The sequence below is a fragment of the Dendronalium phyllosphericum CENA369 genome (assembly GCF_016056275.1).
Taxonomy (GTDB): domain Bacteria; phylum Cyanobacteriota; class Cyanobacteriia; order Cyanobacteriales; family Nostocaceae; genus Dendronalium; species Dendronalium phyllosphericum.
This window is the reverse complement of sequence record NZ_JAECZA010000012.1, coordinates 27,579-45,795: the sequence shown is the minus strand read 5'-3', so window position 1 is coordinate 45,795 and position 18,217 is coordinate 27,579. Positions and strand designations below refer to the sequence as shown.

Genomic DNA, 18,217 nt, shown 5'->3' with positions numbered 1-18,217 from the left:
TCCATATTTTCGAGTTGATTCTAATTTGAACATCCTTCTTCATGAGCTTGTTATTTAGCACTGTCTAAAACTTTATTTAAAGCACCAAAATAACCAGCCGCCTTATTAAATCCCGCGTAAACACACAGAAATAAAAGTAGTTCTTCAATTTCTTCACGGGTAGCGCCTTGCTGCATAGCCATGTGAACATGAGCGTCAAAGGGATTACCTGGGCCAACACGATCCTGATTCACTACATCAACAGCAATGGTAATTAAAGCTTTGGTTTTTTGGTCGATTAATGGTAGACCCCAAGCTTCACCTGCGACACGAATCACAAAATCTCCAAATTTGGGATTGATTGCTTTGAGATTTTCTTGCAGTTGTCGATCGTCAAGGACTGCGTTTTTTTTAAGAGAATTTTCAGACACAATTTTGTCCTGTGAAAAACCATTAACTTGATTAGCTTTTACCAAGCATCAAAGTAGAAATGTCATCTTGAAGCTGATTGATGGCTCCTATATTTGTAATCAAATCAGCAACTGTAGAACTGCGTTGCCCTGCTAGTGTCATCTGACTGTTATAGACGAATGTAAAAGCTGTTCTCTCTGGGAATATGCTAATTTGTCTAACGTATTTTGCTTGGTACTGTGTAGCTGTGGTGTATATTTCGGAAGTGAAAAATTGTTCCATTTCTAGGTGATTAGAAAAGGCAATTTCTAAAGCTGCTTGATAGTTTTTTTCTGGTTGTTCAGAATGAGATACACCAGCCGCATCGGGACGAGAATTATCAACTTCTTCAAACAAATGTATGCGTAACTTCAGCACTAAGTCACTCTTGACTAACTCTGAAGCAAAGCTTTCTTGCAGATATTGACGGAAATCTTCTACACTAATGTCATCAGCTTTCTTAAACATGACATGAAACTTTTCGACACCGACTAAACCGTTAGGTGTGGCGTTTTCAATCCCGTCAACATAGGTGATGGAGTTACCAGGATTAGTGTTATAACCGATCGCCTTGCGAAATAAGTTATGCTCGTCATCCATAAGAATGCTAGAAGCCTGAAACCATGTCTGACGATCTGCGACTGTTTTAAAGGTTAATTCCGCAATCCCATCAAACTGATCTTCTGCGGGTGTGTTGTAGTCTATACCCTCAATGCTAGGCCAGATACCTCCTTCATTGTGAGCCACATGAAACTGCCAATATTGGTACTGACCAGGTAAGCGGGCGCAGACTGGGCCGTGAACATTTCGCCAATAATCGTCGAACAACTCTAAACAAATTCCCTTTCTCTTCCACAATGGGACGTAAAAAACTACTTGTGCGGCTCGATCTCGCTGTGCATAATTAGTTGTTCTCATTGCTTTCCTCCTGAAGTTACGATGTCACTCCGATAAATTCCTGTTTTTGGACTGATTCTGTATCTTGTTGGATAATTAGTTGAGCGATCGCTTCGATAAATGCACCCACGTCATGACCTGACCGCCCTGTAACTAATTCACCATCAACAACAATTCCCGAAGCAGAAGGAACATAAACAGCGCCAGCATTAGCAATATCTGCAAGAGTAACTTCGTGACAGATAACTTTTCGTCCTTGCAGTAGTTCTGGCATTGGTGTCAACAGCCACAATCCATGACAAATAGCTCCTTTGACAATTTTGGGATTTGCCATCGCCTGGGCAAAGAATTGGACAGCTGGTGCAGTGCGAGTCTGTTCTGAACTGATGGGACGACCTGCTGTGGCCTCAAAATAACGCAGACGTACACTGGTGTAGCCAGCAGAGACAATCACAGCAGCATAATCATTGATGTCTACATTTTGAAAGTCAATGTTCACATCTAGGTATTTCAACGACTTGCCTACTGCATCAACATCACTGACAAAACGCAGACTTTCATTGCCCCACAACCGAGACATGAAATCTACAGTTGCCCCAAGTTCGCCAAAGCGTTGTTGATAAGCAGCAATTTCCTCTGGAATAAATTCACTTTCTACAAGAATGGCGACTTTCTTTCCTTCTAGCATTCGGGTTGCCATAACTGCTTACCTAACTCTTAGGTGTAAATTCCACAATGATTTCTGCTGCTGAACCAAGTTGAAATTCTTGTTCTCCCAGTTCAATGCGGAAATTATCAGGGTCTATTGATGTGCGATCGCTACCATCAATACTGATTCTGGTCACTTGCAAAGCATTGGGTCTAAAGAAATCAGGTAAAACGTTAAGCGATCGCGCTCGACAATCAGGATTAGGTTTGAAATACAAACAGAAGGGTTCTTTGGTCACATAAGTACTGATATAGATATGAGCCAAATAATTCAATTCAAAAGCATGGTAGCCAGAAATCGCATGTCCGCCTTTCTGTCCATACTGCCCTACAGTAATTGCATCGCCACTTTCACTAACTCGGAAGAAAATTCCTTTATTGTCTTGGTCAAGAAAGAATAAATTCCAAAATGCGGCAGTTTCTCGTGCTAACCGTAAATACTCTTGTTTTTGGTCATGATTTTCATTACTGCAACCATGAAGAATTAAGTAGGCTAATAGGGCTTGTTCTTGTTGCCAGAAGTCTTTAGTATTAAACCAAGGAAATTCCAGTGACGTTCCATTTTGAGGATTACGTTCTAAAGTATCAAAAATTCCACCCCTAAATAAATCTACGCCAATCTCTGCCATCTTCATGCCTAAATTGTCTGCTAGCTTCATTAACTTATCGCCTAAGCGTTGTGCTTCTTCAGCTTGTTGGGCGTTATCAACAGCAGATTGAGCGGCTAAGGAGTAATAATAGTTAGCAACACGAGTCAGGTTCCAGGCTATTTTCAAATTGTGTCCGACAACGGCACGATTTTGTTGCCACCGCCAATTATGGTCTGGTTTCCAATCCCGCAAAAATCGCTCATTCACAAACGGAACGCTGGGATCTGGGTCGGGAAATTTCTCGACAATGATTGTGGACGCTGTTTTGAGAATCTTTTTGCAGGTTGCTAAAAATTCCTCAATTTCTTCGTGACCGCGATCGGTTAATGGCAAGGGATCTAATGCCAAAATCACGTTAATTAAATATGCCGGGATATGATCGCCAATCGAATTCCAATTTTTTCTGGATTGGTTATCACCAAGAGCAGGACTATCCCAATTTAATGTCACGTAATCAAGGTGTGAAAAATAATCACCGTAAGCATATTTGCCGTACTCTGATTCAGGATCGGTAAATAAATCATTGAAGACGCGAACTGTCCGCTTGATATCATCTAGTACTTCCCAATCTAAAGTGATTCGATAATACTGAGCCAATCCGGCTAAGGCGTAAATTTGTTCGTAAAGTGGGATGGTATCTCTATCATCTTCGTTGAGAGAGCGTATATATAACTGATAACTGTACTTCGTCTTGCGTTTACCAAAAGCCCAAAAACAATGTTTGCCATCAGATGTTAAACTACGAAAAGTTTCTCGTTGGAATTGAACTCCAGCACGAGCAGCTGAAAGATAGCGTTCACCTCCAGTTAGTAAATAAGCAGAGGAAAGACCATAAATCAGCCTGGAAAGAGTAGCACATTCTTGGATTTCATCATCTGTTGGTAAACCGATGATATTTAAGTTAGTTCGGTAAAGAGCAAAATCATCGATTTCATAAGTTTGTTTATTGGGAAATAAAAAGCCTAACCAACTATCTGCTAAACGGGAAATTTGGGTTAGCCACCAGTGGGTCTGCTCAAAAACTAATTCGTCTTGACCTTTATATGAATTTAGTAAGTTAACAATGCGGGCATCATATTGGCAGCTACCGTTATTTTCTAAATATACCCCTTGTAGGACTACTAAGCTATGAGGCTGGATGTATTTCCTTACTAAATCTGCTGGCAAATACTGATGGAAATTTTCAGGAGTTGGGACGCGATCGCGGTTTACACCATCCAAATTTTGTAAAAATTGAAATCGTGTTTCCTTACCTACTGCAACTTGGAATTCATCTCCACTACGACATTTAATACTAAATTTGCCTTCCTCCTCTGCAATATCCGTTACTTTGCCCATTAGGGTTGTGTTGACAGTAAATTGCTTCATAAAGCCCTTCTTGTTATTTTGTATTAAAAATCTCTGGTTGAATTAGTCTGCTTAAATATTTAGTAATGTTCAATCGCTGAAAAGCTATCTCTAATTACACCAAAGATTCAAAATTTTAACTATTTTCAAGCTCGTAAAAAATTAGGCATTTATTTTTAAATGCCAACAATATTAAATCAATAAGTCAAAATCTAGCCTCAAAAAAAGAGTGAAATGAAGCGCAGTCACCAAAACAAATCTTCATCGTTGCTTCATATCTAAAATTTGTCAAGTGAATGCAAAATTTTTGTGATTTTCACACCCTGAATTTATCTCCTCAAATGCGTTCTCAGGTGTAACTCATAATTTGCCAACGAAATAGATAGTCAAGTAGGTAAGAATCAAATTGAAACTATTGTTAATTAGCAATTAGTTCTACATTCATATAAGCTACCTGCTTTTATTAGTTATGAATGTAATTTAGCAAAAAGTAGCAATCGTCTATCTTGAGTTAGATAATATTTAGTGTATTCAGATACAAATTAAGTTACTCGTATTGCTTGAGATAGAAATCAACTATTTTCCTATGTTCCTAAATATATATTATTTGATTTTGATTTTTAACTAACTCATTCTTAACTTTCAATTAACACATTCGGTGGGTTGAGAAATAGGGATGAGTTATAAGCCAAAATCCAGAGCTTTTGAGCGATCGCTCGCGTTAGATTATTTCCCACCATCAACCTTCTGATAGTGTATTTCTCCAAACAAAAGAGTTTAGGCTGAGAGTATTTAGTTATAAACATGAGAGGTAATAGTTATGCCTGGTGGACATGCTAGCCATAAAGGCACTTCTGATAAATCCAATGTTAATGCCAATGGAGTAATTGATGATGCTGCTGATAAATCATTAAATCCTGATGAGTTGCTGTCTGAAGAGCAAACTAACACAGAAATCCGTAGAGTTGAAGAAAGTGTTAAGTATCCTCCTGCTACCCAACGCCCAGGTGAAAAATCAAACACTAATACCTGAAGAAACTAAGTGTAGCAATTTGCTAGCGAGTAAATAGTGAGTGTTCGCAGTATCAAGTGCTTTCGATATACACAAATATCTCTCTAACCTGACGGTATAGACAGGGAAATAGATCGAGTCAAATGAAAGAGGTGGAAGATTTTTTAATCTTTCTAAGGATAGTGTAAGTCTTTTAGCAACTAACGTAATATCAGAATTGATACACATAAATTAGCAATACATAAGTGTGAAATGTATCATAATTAATGTGTGTTTTTTACTTGACATTCCTAACATGTAAAAGTTAGAATGATAGATAATATTTGAATCAGTCTGCCTAATTCATTGTTGCTTTCAAAGAAATTTATCTATGGAAGTAAACAAGGAGCGGAGGAACCAAATCGGGGGCGTATCTCTAAGATAGTTCAAAGCTTAGGTGCGAAGAATAAACTTCAAACACAAAGCTGGAATTATCTGGAGAAGAACATCTCTCAGTTCTAGCCCGTCAGCTAACTTCGTCGGCATTGAGGGGAGATTGAACGAGCAGCATAATTTAAGATAAATGCTTTGTCTCGTCAGTATCCTTGGCTGGTAACTTTGCGCTTCGTTGTACCTAGCTTCGATCCTGAGACAAGGATAATATAACCAGTGTTTCTGGCATCTGAGGCAGACTAGTTGCCTTGAGGTAAAAGTTTAAAATGTTTCTAATTGAAGAATTCATAGGTTAAAAGCTGGGTAAACCCAGTTCATTTGTCGAGATAGCTTGTTCGTCTATCTACTTGAATGTCTTGTCCAGTTCCACAAATAGTCAACTATAAACCACTTAATTAGCTAATTTAGGGGTTCCCATCATGTTAAGTATTGGAGATTATGCCTTGCATCAAAAAACAGGGCAATTAGGTCAAGTCTTTGGTTACGGACATCAAATTATAAATGGTGCTTATTTTACTACTTTGAAAGTAATGCTAACAACTTACCAGGGCAACGACGATCGCAGCAGATTTGTAGAAGATGTGTATTCCACTTGGAGCAAAGCACAAAATTAACATTTTTTTGATAGGTAGTGTTTGACACTACCTATCAAAAAACTGAAATATTCAAGATTTTGGAAGAACTTAGGAATAAAAATGCCCATTCAAAACTGTAGCTGCTTGACTGATGTAAGTTTTTTCCCGGAAACTGATTTCAAATTAATAGGAGAGTACGCAGGTCAAAAACTTTTACTTATTGGTAAAAGCAATGGTTATGGCGATCCAATAGTAGCAACAAGCGCAACTAGTAAGCCAAGCCAGGAAAAATTATATGCTTACGATCTCTATGAATTGATGAAGTGTAGTCAAGAGGAAATCAAAATTAGTGAAAAGATTTAGGAACTGAAGAAGAATTTAGCTATTCTAAATTCAGAAGTTAGAATAAAAAAGTAGGGTTTAAAACCTGCTATTAATTGTTTTGCCCGCTTATCGTACCCCTTCGCTTCAGCAAGCTACGTGTAGTATCTCCATCTTTTGATTCGCAACTGCGGTTGAAGTAAAGTTAAATACACCTTAAAAATACCAGAGGCGATCGCCTCTGGTATTAAATTTAGTAGTAATATTCACTAACGACTACTTAACTTAGATGTGAGGAGTTGGGGAATCACGCCATTTTCGATTTGGGTAGACTACAACCCTCGTTATAGATTAATAAATGTATCTATAACACCTGACTAATTCGGGCTTGGTCTTTTACAGCGAAGGGTTTGGAAATGTTTACTTCGTCAGAGACTCCTATAATTGGGACAATTTTACTAGTAGCTTTGGGTATTTTGGGTTGGGGCTTCTATCGTGCCAGACCTTTTGGTAGGCTGGGAATCTTAGCCTGGTTACAGTCTGTGGTGTTAATGGCTCCCTGGCTGTTATTCTTTGGCTTATTTGCCGCAGGGATTTACATTAATATTGTTGGGATATTGTTCTTAGTAGTGGCTTCCGCTGGGTTGTATATCTTCTTGGGAAGACAATTGCGAGCGGCGGGGCAAGATGCCATACTCAGGCAACGAGCAACGCAAAGGCTAGCGACTGATTCCTCGCCACAAGCGGAAAATAACCCACAGCCAGTTATTGGACTGCAAGTTGAAGTATTGCCAATTCCAGAAGAGGATTTGAGCGCGATTAAAGGCATTTTTGGTATTGACACATTTTTTGCTACAGAAACGATCGCTTACCAAGAAGGAGCTATTTTTAAAGGTAATCTTCGAGGAGAGCCAGAAGAAGTTTTTAACCGCCTCACTGCTAGTTTAAAAGAAAGGCTAGGCGATCGCTATCGTCTGTTTTTAGTGGAAAATACGGACGGAAAACCCGTAGTGATTGTTTTACCCAGCAGCAATGAGCCACGTCCGACAACGTTACCACAAAAAGCCTTTGCAGGTATCTTGGCTATAGCAACTATTGGCACTAGTTTTGAAACTGCTGGACTGCTGCTAAATTTTGATTTATTTGCCAATCCAGCGCGGTTAACAGAGGCTTTACCTATCAGTGCTGGCATATTAACGGTTTTGGTAGCTCATGAAATCGGTCATTGGTTACTTGCACGCCGCCATCAAGTCCGCCTTAGCTGGCCCTTCTTTTTACCTGCGGTGCAAATTGGGTCTTTTGGTGCGATTACGCGCTTTGAATCTCTTATACCCAATCGCAAGGTATTATTTGATATTTCTTTGGCAGGGCCAGCCGTCGGCGGTATTGTTTCTTTATTAATGCTGATTGTCGGCTTGCTGCTTTCCCACCCAGGTAGTTTATTTCAATTACCCAATCAATTTTTTCAAGGCTCGATTTTGGTGGGCAGCTTGGCGCGCGTTGTTCTGGGTTCAGCTTTACAATCTCCTTTAGTGAATGTTCATCCCCTAGTGGTAATTGGTTGGTTGGGGTTGGTAATCACTGCTTTAAACTTGATGCCCGCAGGACAATTAGATGGTGGTCGCATTGTCCAGGCAATTTACGGACGTAAAACCGCAGGACGGGCAACTTTTGCGACTTTAATTTTGTTAGGGCTAGTAGCTCTTGGTAATTCTCTTGCCTTGTACTGGGCGATCGTGATTATATTCTTACAACGGAATCTAGAACGCCCCAGCTTGAATGAAATCAGCGAACCCGATGATGCCAGAGCCGCTCTGGGTCTTTTGGCTCTGTTTTTGATGATTACTATTCTCCTACCCCTAACTCCCGCCTTGGCTGGGCGATTGGGTATCGGAAGTTAGGAGTTAATTGTTAGTGGTCAGTTGTCGTAGAGACGCGACGCCAGTCGCTACAACGGGGGGAACCCCCGCAACGCGCTGGCTCATTAATCGCGTCTGTACAAGAGGCAGGAGTAATTATTATTTATTGTCTCCCTTGTCTGCCCCCTACTCTCTCATCTTCTTTGCCCCTCCGCCCCTGCGCTCCCCCTGCTCTCTTAAGGTTTCCAACCTGTAAGCAAATTGGGATAAGTCGTTGGTGCGGGGAAGATTTGCTGGAAGCCAGAGCGACGCTTGAGAGCTGTTTCTTGGCTCAGGTTCCAGAGGGTTTCATAGAAAAAGAAGGAAACTCCAGCAAAGTTGCGATCGCGTACTTTTTGCACTCGTGTCTGAATCTCTTGTATGGGTATGGTTCTGTTTTTCAAACCAGCTAAAATGCCGATACTCACAGGGATGTGAGTTCGTGCTGCTTTGACTTCTGGATACTCTAATTCACTGATAAAGAAATTCAAGTCCTTACTATATACCTGCAATACCAACTCTTCAATCAGTCCCATCCGCTCCCATTTCTGCCAGTCTGCTAAAGAGAATTCATAAGAAAGACGTTGAGGATTAGGTGAAACGGAAACAAGGCAGTCTTTTTTACTGGCTTTAATAGCTGTGAATAGCCGCTTCATAAAGTCGGTGATTTTGTTAGCTCTCCAACGCACCCATTCAGGATCTTTGAAGTTTATGGGAGGAGCTTGACCGCGATGTTCTTTTTTGTATAACGCCACTGTATAAGCATCGTAGCCTAGTTCTGATGGTAAGCCAAAATGGTCGTCAAATTGAATGCCGTCAATATCGTAGTTTCTGACGATTTCAACGATTAAATCTTGGATGAATTGTTGCACATCTGGGCGAAAGGGATTTAGCCAAACGCGGTCATGTGTGCCTTCTTTGACAATTCGTGTACCGTTGCTGCGGTTGGTGAGCCATTGGGGACGATTTTTAGCTAAAAGCGAATCAGCAGGAGCCATGAAGCCAAATTCAAACCAGGGAATCACGGTTAACCCTTTTTTATGTCCCTCACTGACAACTTCTTTGAGCATATCTCGCCCTTGCAGTCCAGGGGTGGGATCGAGCGATCGCCCAATAACTTTGCCTGCAACTTTGCTGGGATAAAGTGTATAACCCCAATTCCATACCGTAGGATAAACGGTGTTAAAGTTTAATTCATCAAGGGTTTGCAAAGCATTTTTAAGACGATTGCCTTCAAACAGCACATCACTATCAATATTTGTTAACCACACTCCTCTTAACTCAGTTGCTGGCTTTGGCGTAGCCCGGCGCGGGTATGGCAAAGGAGTTGTTTGAGCGTTCAAAGGTAACGATAATATCAGCGTTGCTACCACGCTCAAGGTTGCGATCGCAACAAACGCTCCCTTTCTACTGGAAATAATTTTTCCCTGTAAAAACTTCACACACCACTTTACAAATTTTTGCATAATTTGCTACAGCTTTCAGAAAAGAAAACATGAACTATGTTTGGTATATTTTGACAGAAGTTGCATTTGTGTCTACTGATTAGGAGTTTAATTAATTTTTGCAAGCGGCTTGTATCTTTTGATTATTTAAAATTTTTACCCTTATATCCTATGACGCTTGCATTAACTTGTGATTATTACTACACTATTTCTTATCTCCAGATGTGGGATAACACACGTCTTGCCGACTTAACTAGTGAATCTTTAAGATTCTGTTAAGTGTTATCAAAAGTAAATTTCAATCGAATTATAATTTAAGTAGTCTGTAATCCAAAATACTTTACAAAAAGTAATTCTACTGTTAGTAGATGCAACTTTGAAAACCAAAAACAGGGTTTATCATGAAAAGCTTAGGTAACTCTCAAAACAACCAGGTAGTCGCTACAGCAGCTATTCAAAGACTAGCAAGGGCTGTAATGGTTGCGACTGGAGAGTTTGCACTAATATTGGCGTGTTGTAACTCTGTGAATAAACAGCAGCAAATACTAAGTTTGGTAAAGGAATTTTCAGCGCTAGATATCCAAGAAATTACTCTCTCCCCTTCAGTGGAGACACTTTACACAACTATTACAAATACACTTGGTGCTTCTCAACCCGAAGCTTTAGTTATACAGGGTTTAGAATCTGTAGTGGCAATTAATCAATTAGTTATCAGCACGAATCTCATGCGAGATGAGTTTCGGAAAAATTTTCGCTTTCCCTTAGTCTTGTGGGTAAATGATGAAATTCTCAGCAAGCTAGTGTGGTTAGCACCTGATATGAAAAACTGGGCAGCTAGCACTATTAGATTTGATGTCTCTAACAACCAGTTAATTGAAAGTCCAGTTCTTAGTGCTTGATATTGGTCTTACAAAGACTTCTAATTACTGGCTAATCAATACCGGGGATGGCAATTATCCAACAAAATACACTTTTTACTCTGGGATACTAATTAAAATTGAACGAGTATACTAGTTGCGATCGCCAATCCACTGGTTTGGGCTACTACAGTCTTGAGTTGTGCATCCTTGCGAGTGTAGGTATCTTCAAAGGTAAAAACACCTAGCACAAGCTGCAATTGCGAATCGAGTACTACGAAGTATAGCCAGTGTCTGCAATACTTTATTTATTAGTACAAATGTTCATTCGATCAAAAATACTTCTAACTCCTATTTTTTATTGGTTCTATATTCTTTAATTACGTGAAGAATCGATGGTAGTAAAGACAATACAATAATTAATCCAATTATCGGTAATAAGTACTTATCTAACTGTTCGGCAGGGAGAGATTTTCCTAAGAAATAGCCTAATAGGGTAATTCCAAATGTCCAAACAAAGCCGCCGATTAAGTTGTAAAATAAAAATGTTCGGTACTCCATAGCACCTAGTCCAGCTACAATTGGTGCAAAAGTCCGTACTATCGGCACAAATCTTGCTAAAACAATCGTTTTTTTACCGTACTGTTGGTAAAACTGTTGAGTTTTGACAACATGTTTTCTATGAAATAACCAAGAATCTTCTCTTTGAAATAATCTTCTCCCAAATCTGTGACCTGTAGTGTAGCCGACATTATCACCTAGGAAGGCACAAATAAAAGCACCAATCATCAAAATCCAAACATTCAGCAAATTCTGAGAGGCGATGAATCCAGCGGTAAATAGTAAGCTATCTCCTGGGAGAAAAAAACCAATCAGTAAGCCAGATTCAGCAAAGATAATTGCCCAAACACCAAAGTAGCCTAGCGATTTAATCAACTGTGGTAAGTCAAAATGCATAGAATTTCACATTGTCAAGCATATGCATTCAACATCTTAACGTTCAGCAATTTTTCTAAATGATTAATATTATTAAGTTTAAGTAAATTTATTTAGCATCATTATTAAACAAAATCTTCCCCTTTCCCCTTTTCCCTTCTAACTTAATCCCTATGACGGGTGTAAAATGCAAAGATATTGGAAAGTACTAAGGCTATTTTGGAGTACCGCGATCGCAGCAGAGATGGAGTATCGCCTCAACTTTGTCATAGCCACTCTCAGCAGCTTGAGCAATCTTGGAGGCAGTCTGTTTGGACTATTCTTGTTTTACCGCACAGGCTACACGTTTGCCGGCTGGTCATGGGAAGCAGCTTTAGTTGTTGTCGGAGTTTTTACCTTGCTACAAGGCTTTTCTGCTACCTTTCTGGCTCCAAATCTCAATCGCATTGTTAGCCATGTTCAGGTAGGTACTTTAGACTTTGTACTACTAAAACCGATTCGCAGTCAGTTTTGGCTTTCTACTCATACCATTTCTCCTTGGGGACTGTCGGATATAATTTTCGGTATTTTAATAATTGGCTACGCAGGTAAACGCCTTGGTTTAGAAATCAGTAACTATCTAATTAGTGTAGTGCCGTTTTTCTTCGGCTTGGTGATTCTTTATAGCTTGTGGTTTATGCTGGGAGCAACTAGCATTTGGTTTGTGAAAATATACAATGCCACCGAAGTGTTACGAGGTTTATTAGAAGCTGGCAGATATCCAATCGCAGCTTACCCCACAGCTTACCGCTTCTTCTTCACTTTTGTAGTTCCAGTAACCTTTTTAACAACTGTACCCGCAGAGATAGTTTTAGGGCGAGGTCAAACTACTTGGTTGATAGGTGCAGCCGTGTTAGCACTGGTGTTGTTTTTCGTTTCCACGTGGTTTTGGCGGTTTGCCTTGCGGTTTTATACTAGCGCTTCCAGTTAACAAATAAAAGCGGTCGCTTGTATTTCTAGATATTTTCACTTAAAATTTATAAATTTCTGTAAAAATCTTGAAAGATTTTAGGTTTTTTACATAGTCGATATGATGTCAATAGTAATATCACGTAAATACTATTGACTGTCAACTGCTAGAAAACCTCAAAGGACACAAAATGAGTTCTAAATCTAACGTCAAACTGACAATCGCTCTGACTAATCCAGATTTAGAGCCAGAGGAGCAAGAGCAGGAAACGCGAAATCTATTGCGAGAAATCAGAGACTTAGATGTAGAAAGTGCGGAACTCGTACCAGTGACCGAAATACCCAAAGATACCAAATCTGTTGGAGGTTTTCTGGTAGGGGTATTGCAAGCAGAGGTGAGTCTTGCCAATTTTAAGAAATTCCTGGGATTTTTGCGCGATCGCTTGGGTAATAAAACCATTGAATTAGAAGTCGAGGCAAACGGCAAAAAGCTTAAAGTCAAAGCTAGCAGTCAACAAGAGTTAGCCGCCGCCATTGAACAAGCTCAAAAGTTTATCGCAGGTAACTGAGAAATTTATCAGCAAGGAAGAATAGCCAAATGGCAAAAGTAGCTCTTTTAATTGGAGTAAGTGAGTACGAGCCTGGTCTTACCCCATTGCCAGCGGCGACAAATGATGTTGAAGCAATGCGGCAAGTTTTGCACAACCCAGAGATTGGCGGTTTTGATGAAGTAAAAGTACTGATAAATCCTCAACAACATGAGATGGCAGTAGCCATCGAAACTTTGTTTGATGGTCGTCAAAGAGATGACCTCATACTGTTATTTTTCTCTGGTCATGGTATTAAAGACGAGAATGGAAAACTTTACTTTGCTACTTGCAACACCTGTAAAACTGATAGAGGAGTATTAGTTAAGGCAACAACAGTACCAGCTAACTTTGTGCATGAAGTTATGAGCAATAGCCGCTCTAAACGCGAGGTAGTAATTCTTGATTGTTGCTTTAGTGGTGCATTTGCCGAGGGCCTTTTAGCGCGAGATGATGGTTTCGTGGATGTTAGGAACCAATTAGGTGGAGAAGGACGCGCTGTTCTCACATCTTCAACTTCGACCCAGTATTCTTTTGAACAACAAGGGGCAGATATCTCAACTTATACCCGCTACATAGTTGAGGGGCTAAAAACTGGTGCAGCAGACCGGGATGAAGATGGTTGGATTTCTGTTGATGAATTGCATGAATATGCTGGCAAGAAGGTACAAGAAGCAGCTCCAGCCATGAAACCGGAAATATATGCCATCAAAGAAGGCTATAAAATCTACCTTGCCAAAGCACCTGTTGACGATCCTAATCTCCAATATCGTAGAGAAGTTGAGCATTGGGTAAAGCGCGGTAACGGTGAGATTTCTTTTATTGGTCGCGCTGCATTGGACGGGCTACAAGATAGGCTGCAACTAACACCTGAGCAGACTGCTGCAATTGAAACTGAAGTGTTAGCACCTATTGAAGTTTACAAAAAAAAGTTACACCGATATGAGCAGGCGTACCGCAATGAGATTGAACGTAATTTTCCTCTCAGTGACCAAGCTCGTGCTGATTTAAACCGTCTTCAACAAATGTCAGGACTAAGAGATGAAGATATAGCCTTAATCGAAGCCCCTATAAATACCGAACAACCACCTACGTCTGCTCCCCCACCTCCAGATAAGAATTTTTTATACTATCTTAGACAATATATCTTTGGAGTAATCGGATTAGTTATTGGTGGTACTGTAGTTTACTTTTTTCTACATAGAGATCCATCTCCTGTAACTCAGCCCACAGAAAACTCCTGTGCTAAAGAGACATATAGTTTGAATGACAATGTTAGCTTGGGTGAAGAAATTTTAGAGAAACAAGATACTAATCCAGATAAAGAAGCAGGTGCTCAGGCATTTGCTAAAGGTGATTGTCAGACTGCTATTGAGAAATTCAATTTATATCGTAAAGCTAATCTCACAGACCCAGAAGCATTGATTTACTTGAACAATGCTAAAGCTCGTCAGAAAGGAGATCGGCTTAAAATTGCTGTGAGTGTACCCATTGGGACAACTATTAATAACGCAAAAGAGATGCTACGTGGTGTAGCTCAAGCTCAAGATGAGGTAAATAATAGTGGTGGCATCAATGGCAAACTCTTGGAGGTGGCGATCGCTAATGATGATAATGACACAGATGAAGCCCAAAATATTGCTAAACACTTTGTCCAAGATCGAAGCATTCTAGCTGTGGTGGGGCACAACGCAAGCGAAGCTGCTGTACCTGCTGCATACGTGTACAAAAGTGGAAAGCTAGTGATGATTTCTCCCACCAGTTTTGACCAACGCTTGTCTGGTCTTAGCAATTATATATTCCGTATTGTTAGTACTAATAACTTAGTAAAAAGCCTTTCTAATTACAAAATCAATAGTGCGGCTACAAGCAACGTTGTTATTTGTGTTGATGCTGAGTCTCCTGATAATAAGTGGTTCGCAGATGAATATGCTAAAGCAATAGAACAGACTAACGGTAAGATTAATCCTACTAATTGTAATTTTTCTGACTCTAGTTTCGACTCCAATGTAATACTTTCTCAAGCTATCAAAAGTGGAGCAAATGGTTTGTTTCTGGCTCCTCATATCAGCAAAATAAATAAAGCTCTAGAACTGGCACGAGCTAATCAAGGACGATTGCCGCTATTTAGTAGTCCTACAATGTATACGCAACAAACCCTAGCGGAAGGGAAAGCTGATATTAATGGAATGATACTCGCTGCACCTTGGCATCCTCAAGCAATTCCCGATAATCCTTTTGGGCAAAAAGCTCAGGCACTTTGGGGTGGACGTGTAAATTGGCGAACGGCGACAACTTATGATGGAACTCTAGCGCTAATAGCAGGTTTGAAGCAAGCTAGCACCCGTGAGGAACTACAAAAAGTACTCCATAGTTCCAATTTTTCAGTCGAGGGTGCAACTGGAAAGATTCAGTTTGAACAATCAGGCGATCGCATAAATAATCGCATCTTTTTAGTCAAAGTTCAACAAAAAGCTGGTACTAACGAATATGAGTTTGTACTGCTTCCTAATTAGCCCTCATAAACTAGGGAGTGGGTGTAGCAAGAAGACAAGGCAAATACTTCTTATCTCAGCACTTTACATAATATTATGTCAAAATCGCTCCACCCATCAGCCGCTCATAGCGGTACTTTAACTCTTGTTTCATCAAAGACCAACGTTCTAGAGTTGCATCCGTTTCTATGACTTTCTCGGCTGCTTGTCGCGCCAGCAGTAAAATTTCCTCATCTTCCACTAAACTTGCCAAGGTAAAATCTGGCACTCCCGATTGTCGAGTTCCTAAAACTTCTCCAGGGCCGCGAAAACGCATATCCATTTCCGAGATAAAAAAGCCATCTTGGGACTGTTCCAACACCTTCAGCCGTTGTTGAGCATCAGGACTTCTAGAACTGCTCATCAACAAACAATAAGACTGAGCCGCGCCACGACCAACGCGCCCGCGTAATTGGTGCAGTTGCGATAAACCAAATCGCTCTGCATTTTCAATGAGCATAACTGTTGCATTCGGCACATCAACTCCAACCTCAACAACAGTAGTAGATACTAGAATCTGCGTTTGATTATCTCGAAATTTAGTAATTGCTTCATCCTTATCAGCTGAACTCATGCGACCGTGTAACAATCCTACTTGAAAGTCTGGAAAAACACTTTCCTGTAGCTTTTGATGTTCTTCAACTGCCGATCGCAAATCTAGCTTTTCTGATTCTTCCACTAGTGGTAACACTACATAAACTTGTCTGCCTTGGACAATTTCCCGGCGAATCAGGTCGTAAGCATGGGTGCGTTGCTGACCTGTTAACAAAGTAGTCTGAATTTTTTGCCGTCCCGGTGGTAACTCATCAATCTGGCTGACATTCATATCCCCGTGTATGGTCAATGCTAGTGTCCGAGGAATGGGCGTAGCAGTCATAGTTAATACATGGGGTTGTTCGCCTTTTTGCTGTAATAGCGCCCGCTGCTTTACCCCGAAGCGATGCTGTTCGTCAATTACCACTAACCCCAATTGCTGAAAGTTTACAGGGTCTTGAATTAAGGCATGGGTTCCCACCAATAGAGGTAATTCGCCAGTTTGTAACTGGGAATGAATTTCTCGTCTTTTAGCGGTTTTGGTGGAACCTGTTAGTAATTCCACTGGTAAATGCAGCAGGTTAAACCAGCTAACTAACTTGCGGTAATGCTGTTCTGCCAAAACTTCCGTGGGAGCCATTAAGGCAGCTTGGTAGCCAGATTGAATAGCTGCCAAGATCGCAATCACGGCAACCACAGTTTTACCTGAACCCACATCACCCTGTACCAAACGATTCATCGGCACGGGTTTTTGCAAGTCGTTAAGGATGTCGTTCAAGACTCGTTGCTGTGCGCCAGTCAGTTGAAAAGGCAATAGCTTGTGGAATTCTTCAATTAACTGACCTTTGGGAGCAAGAATGGCACTAGTTTGGATAGCCCTTGCTTGTTGTTGACGTTGCAGTAAACCGAGTTGCAGGTAGAAAAATTCGTCAAAGACTAGGCGACGACGGGCAACTTGTAAAGTAGCGCTCTCATCGGGAAAGTGTATATTAGCGATCGCATCCTTTAATTCCATCAAACCATACTTCTGCCGCAAACCAGGAGGCAACGGGTCTTTGAGGTGAGTCGCAGCTGGCAAAGCGGCAATGACTGCCTGTCGTACCATATTTGCCATCACACCTTCAGTTAAGGCATAAATTGGCACTACCCGCCCGATAGTTAATGACTCTATCGTGTCTCCTGGATTTGCCAAAACTTCCAGTTCTGGGTTATCCAGTGTCAAGCCGTACTTGCTTCCTTTCACTAACCCACACGCTGCCACAATACTACCCACTGGGTAGCGGCGTTTTAAACTTTCTTGCCAAGCACGACTGCTAAAACGCGTACCAGCCCAGAAGCGACCAACTTTAATTTGACCGCTGTTATCTTTGAGTATCAGTTCTAAAATTGATAATTTCTTATTCTTGGGGCTAGTAAAGCAATTACAACGCTTCACCGTTGCTACAATTGTCACAGTCTCACCTGCCTGTAACTCGCGGATATTCACCTGACGCGCATAGTCAATGTGGTCGCGGGGATAGTAGAAAAGCAAATCGCGCACAGTATACAAACGCAGAGCCGCCAATTTGTCAGCTTTTCTGAAGCCTATTTCTGGTAAATCGCTGAGTTTTTGGTCTATTTTAGGACCCAGCCTGCGACTCACCTCAGCAACAATTGGAGAGGTAGAATTTTGCTGGATTTTGGTTGGATAACTTCTCCCTTGCTCCCCTGCTCCCCTGCTCTTCTGCCCATCTGCTCCTTCGCCCTCTTGCTCTTTTTGCAGTTGATAGAGATATCTGCGAGTTTCTGCCAATAAGTGCTGTCTGTCTTCTAAAACCAGATCGGGATAGCTAGCAAATTTAACCGCTAGTTCTTGCCAATAGCGGCGCTCAATAGAAGGTAAAACTGTAGGAAATTTCCCAAAAGTCAGGCTAAGAAATTCACTGAAGCGGTATTGCTTACCCATCAAATCTGTAAAGCCTTGTTCTGCCTCTATTGTCAAAGCTTTATGCAATCGTATCCAATCTGGGGTGTCATTAGTCATTGGTCAATTGTCAGTGGAAAATCACAAACTACTGACTACTGACTCTTGTACAGACGCGATTAATCGCGTCTCTACTCAGCACTC

16 protein-coding genes and 1 riboswitch are annotated in these 18,217 nt (G+C 40.8%); of the genes, 8 read left to right on the top strand and 8 right to left on the bottom strand.

Translation table 11 applies throughout. The annotated features are described in order from the left end of the window. Positions 1–50: 50 nt before the first annotated feature. The 4 genes from I8752_RS04850 to I8752_RS04835 are packed head-to-tail and all read right to left on the bottom strand — an operon-like array spanning position 51 to position 4,052. A complete protein-coding gene (locus tag I8752_RS04850) occupies positions 51–410 on the bottom strand; it encodes a carboxymuconolactone decarboxylase family protein (protein WP_214431198.1) in 360 nt (119 codons plus the stop codon). 31 nt (positions 411–441) lie between these two features. Then, complete coding sequence (locus tag I8752_RS04845; protein WP_214431197.1) at positions 442–1,347, bottom strand: EthD domain-containing protein; 906 nt, start codon at positions 1,345–1,347, stop codon at positions 442–444. A gap of 16 nt (positions 1,348–1,363) precedes the next feature. Beyond that, positions 1,364–2,026 (bottom strand): DJ-1/PfpI family protein, encoded by a 663-nt coding sequence (locus I8752_RS04840; protein WP_214431196.1) that lies wholly within the window; start codon positions 2,024–2,026, stop codon positions 1,364–1,366. Between the two features lie 10 nt (positions 2,027–2,036). Continuing rightward, positions 2,037–4,052, bottom strand: coding sequence for an AGE family epimerase/isomerase (locus tag I8752_RS04835; protein WP_214431195.1), 2,016 nt, complete (start codon positions 4,050–4,052; stop codon positions 2,037–2,039). Between the two features lie 799 nt (positions 4,053–4,851). Here I8752_RS04835 and I8752_RS04830 point away from each other — a divergent pair. The 4 genes from I8752_RS04830 to I8752_RS04815 all read left to right on the top strand — a co-directional run bounded on the left by I8752_RS04830 (position 4,852) and on the right by I8752_RS04815 (position 8,272). Beyond that, a complete protein-coding gene (locus I8752_RS04830; protein ID WP_214431194.1) occupies positions 4,852–5,064 on the top strand; it encodes a hypothetical protein in 213 nt (70 codons plus the stop codon). 340 nt (positions 5,065–5,404) lie between these two features. Continuing rightward, positions 5,405–5,582, top strand: a riboswitch (cyclic di-AMP (ydaO/yuaA leader). Between the two features lie 312 nt (positions 5,583–5,894). After that, positions 5,895–6,089 carry a hypothetical protein gene (locus tag I8752_RS04825; RefSeq protein ID WP_214431193.1) on the top strand — a complete coding sequence of 65 codons (195 nt, stop codon included), beginning with the start codon at positions 5,895–5,897 and terminating at the stop codon, positions 6,087–6,089. 81 nt (positions 6,090–6,170) lie between these two features. Then, on the top strand, positions 6,171–6,413 hold the full coding sequence (locus tag I8752_RS04820; protein WP_214431192.1) for a hypothetical protein: 243 nt from the start codon (positions 6,171–6,173) through the stop codon (positions 6,411–6,413). 374 nt (positions 6,414–6,787) lie between these two features. Next, the gene (locus tag I8752_RS04815; protein ID WP_214431191.1) at positions 6,788–8,272 is read left to right on the top strand and encodes a site-2 protease family protein; all 1,485 of its coding nucleotides are present in this window, start codon (positions 6,788–6,790) and stop codon (positions 8,270–8,272) included. A gap of 194 nt (positions 8,273–8,466) precedes the next feature. Here I8752_RS04815 and I8752_RS04810 read toward each other — a convergent pair whose 3' ends face one another. Beyond that, complete coding sequence (locus I8752_RS04810) at positions 8,467–9,735, bottom strand: glycoside hydrolase family 10 protein (RefSeq protein ID WP_214431190.1); 1,269 nt, start codon at positions 9,733–9,735, stop codon at positions 8,467–8,469. Positions 9,736–10,115: 380 nt separating this feature from the next. Between I8752_RS04810 and I8752_RS04805 the strand changes: the two genes are divergently transcribed. Further along, positions 10,116–10,613: a hypothetical protein gene (locus I8752_RS04805; protein ID WP_214431189.1), complete on the top strand. Its 498-nt coding sequence runs from the start codon at positions 10,116–10,118 to the stop codon at positions 10,611–10,613. 92 nt (positions 10,614–10,705) lie between these two features. Here the strand turns inward: I8752_RS04805 and I8752_RS37935 are convergent, their stop codons facing one another. Together I8752_RS37935 and I8752_RS04800 are read right to left on the bottom strand one after the other, a co-directional pair. After that, entirely contained in the window at positions 10,706–10,831 is a 126-nt protein-coding gene (locus I8752_RS37935; RefSeq protein ID WP_263985284.1) for a hypothetical protein, read from the bottom strand. Between the two features lie 91 nt (positions 10,832–10,922). Beyond that, positions 10,923–11,528 carry a DedA family protein gene (locus tag I8752_RS04800; protein WP_214431188.1) on the bottom strand — a complete coding sequence of 202 codons (606 nt, stop codon included), beginning with the start codon at positions 11,526–11,528 and terminating at the stop codon, positions 10,923–10,925. Between the two features lie 166 nt (positions 11,529–11,694). Here I8752_RS04800 and I8752_RS04795 point away from each other — a divergent pair, with 166 nt between their 5' ends. From I8752_RS04795 to I8752_RS04785, 3 genes are all read left to right on the top strand, one after another. After that, on the top strand, positions 11,695–12,477 hold the full coding sequence (locus I8752_RS04795) for an ABC transporter permease (RefSeq protein ID WP_214431187.1): 783 nt from the start codon (positions 11,695–11,697) through the stop codon (positions 12,475–12,477). 169 nt (positions 12,478–12,646) lie between these two features. Continuing rightward, the gene (locus I8752_RS04790) at positions 12,647–13,024 is read left to right on the top strand and encodes a hypothetical protein (RefSeq protein ID WP_214431186.1); all 378 of its coding nucleotides are present in this window, start codon (positions 12,647–12,649) and stop codon (positions 13,022–13,024) included. 29 nt (positions 13,025–13,053) lie between these two features. Continuing rightward, entirely contained in the window at positions 13,054–15,558 is a 2,505-nt protein-coding gene (locus I8752_RS04785; protein WP_214431185.1) for a caspase, EACC1-associated type, read from the top strand. 73 nt (positions 15,559–15,631) lie between these two features. Here the strand turns inward: I8752_RS04785 and recG are convergent, their stop codons facing one another. Then, complete coding sequence (gene recG / locus I8752_RS04780; protein WP_214431184.1) at positions 15,632–18,133, bottom strand: ATP-dependent DNA helicase RecG; 2,502 nt, start codon at positions 18,131–18,133, stop codon at positions 15,632–15,634. Positions 18,134–18,217 lie beyond the last annotated feature (84 nt).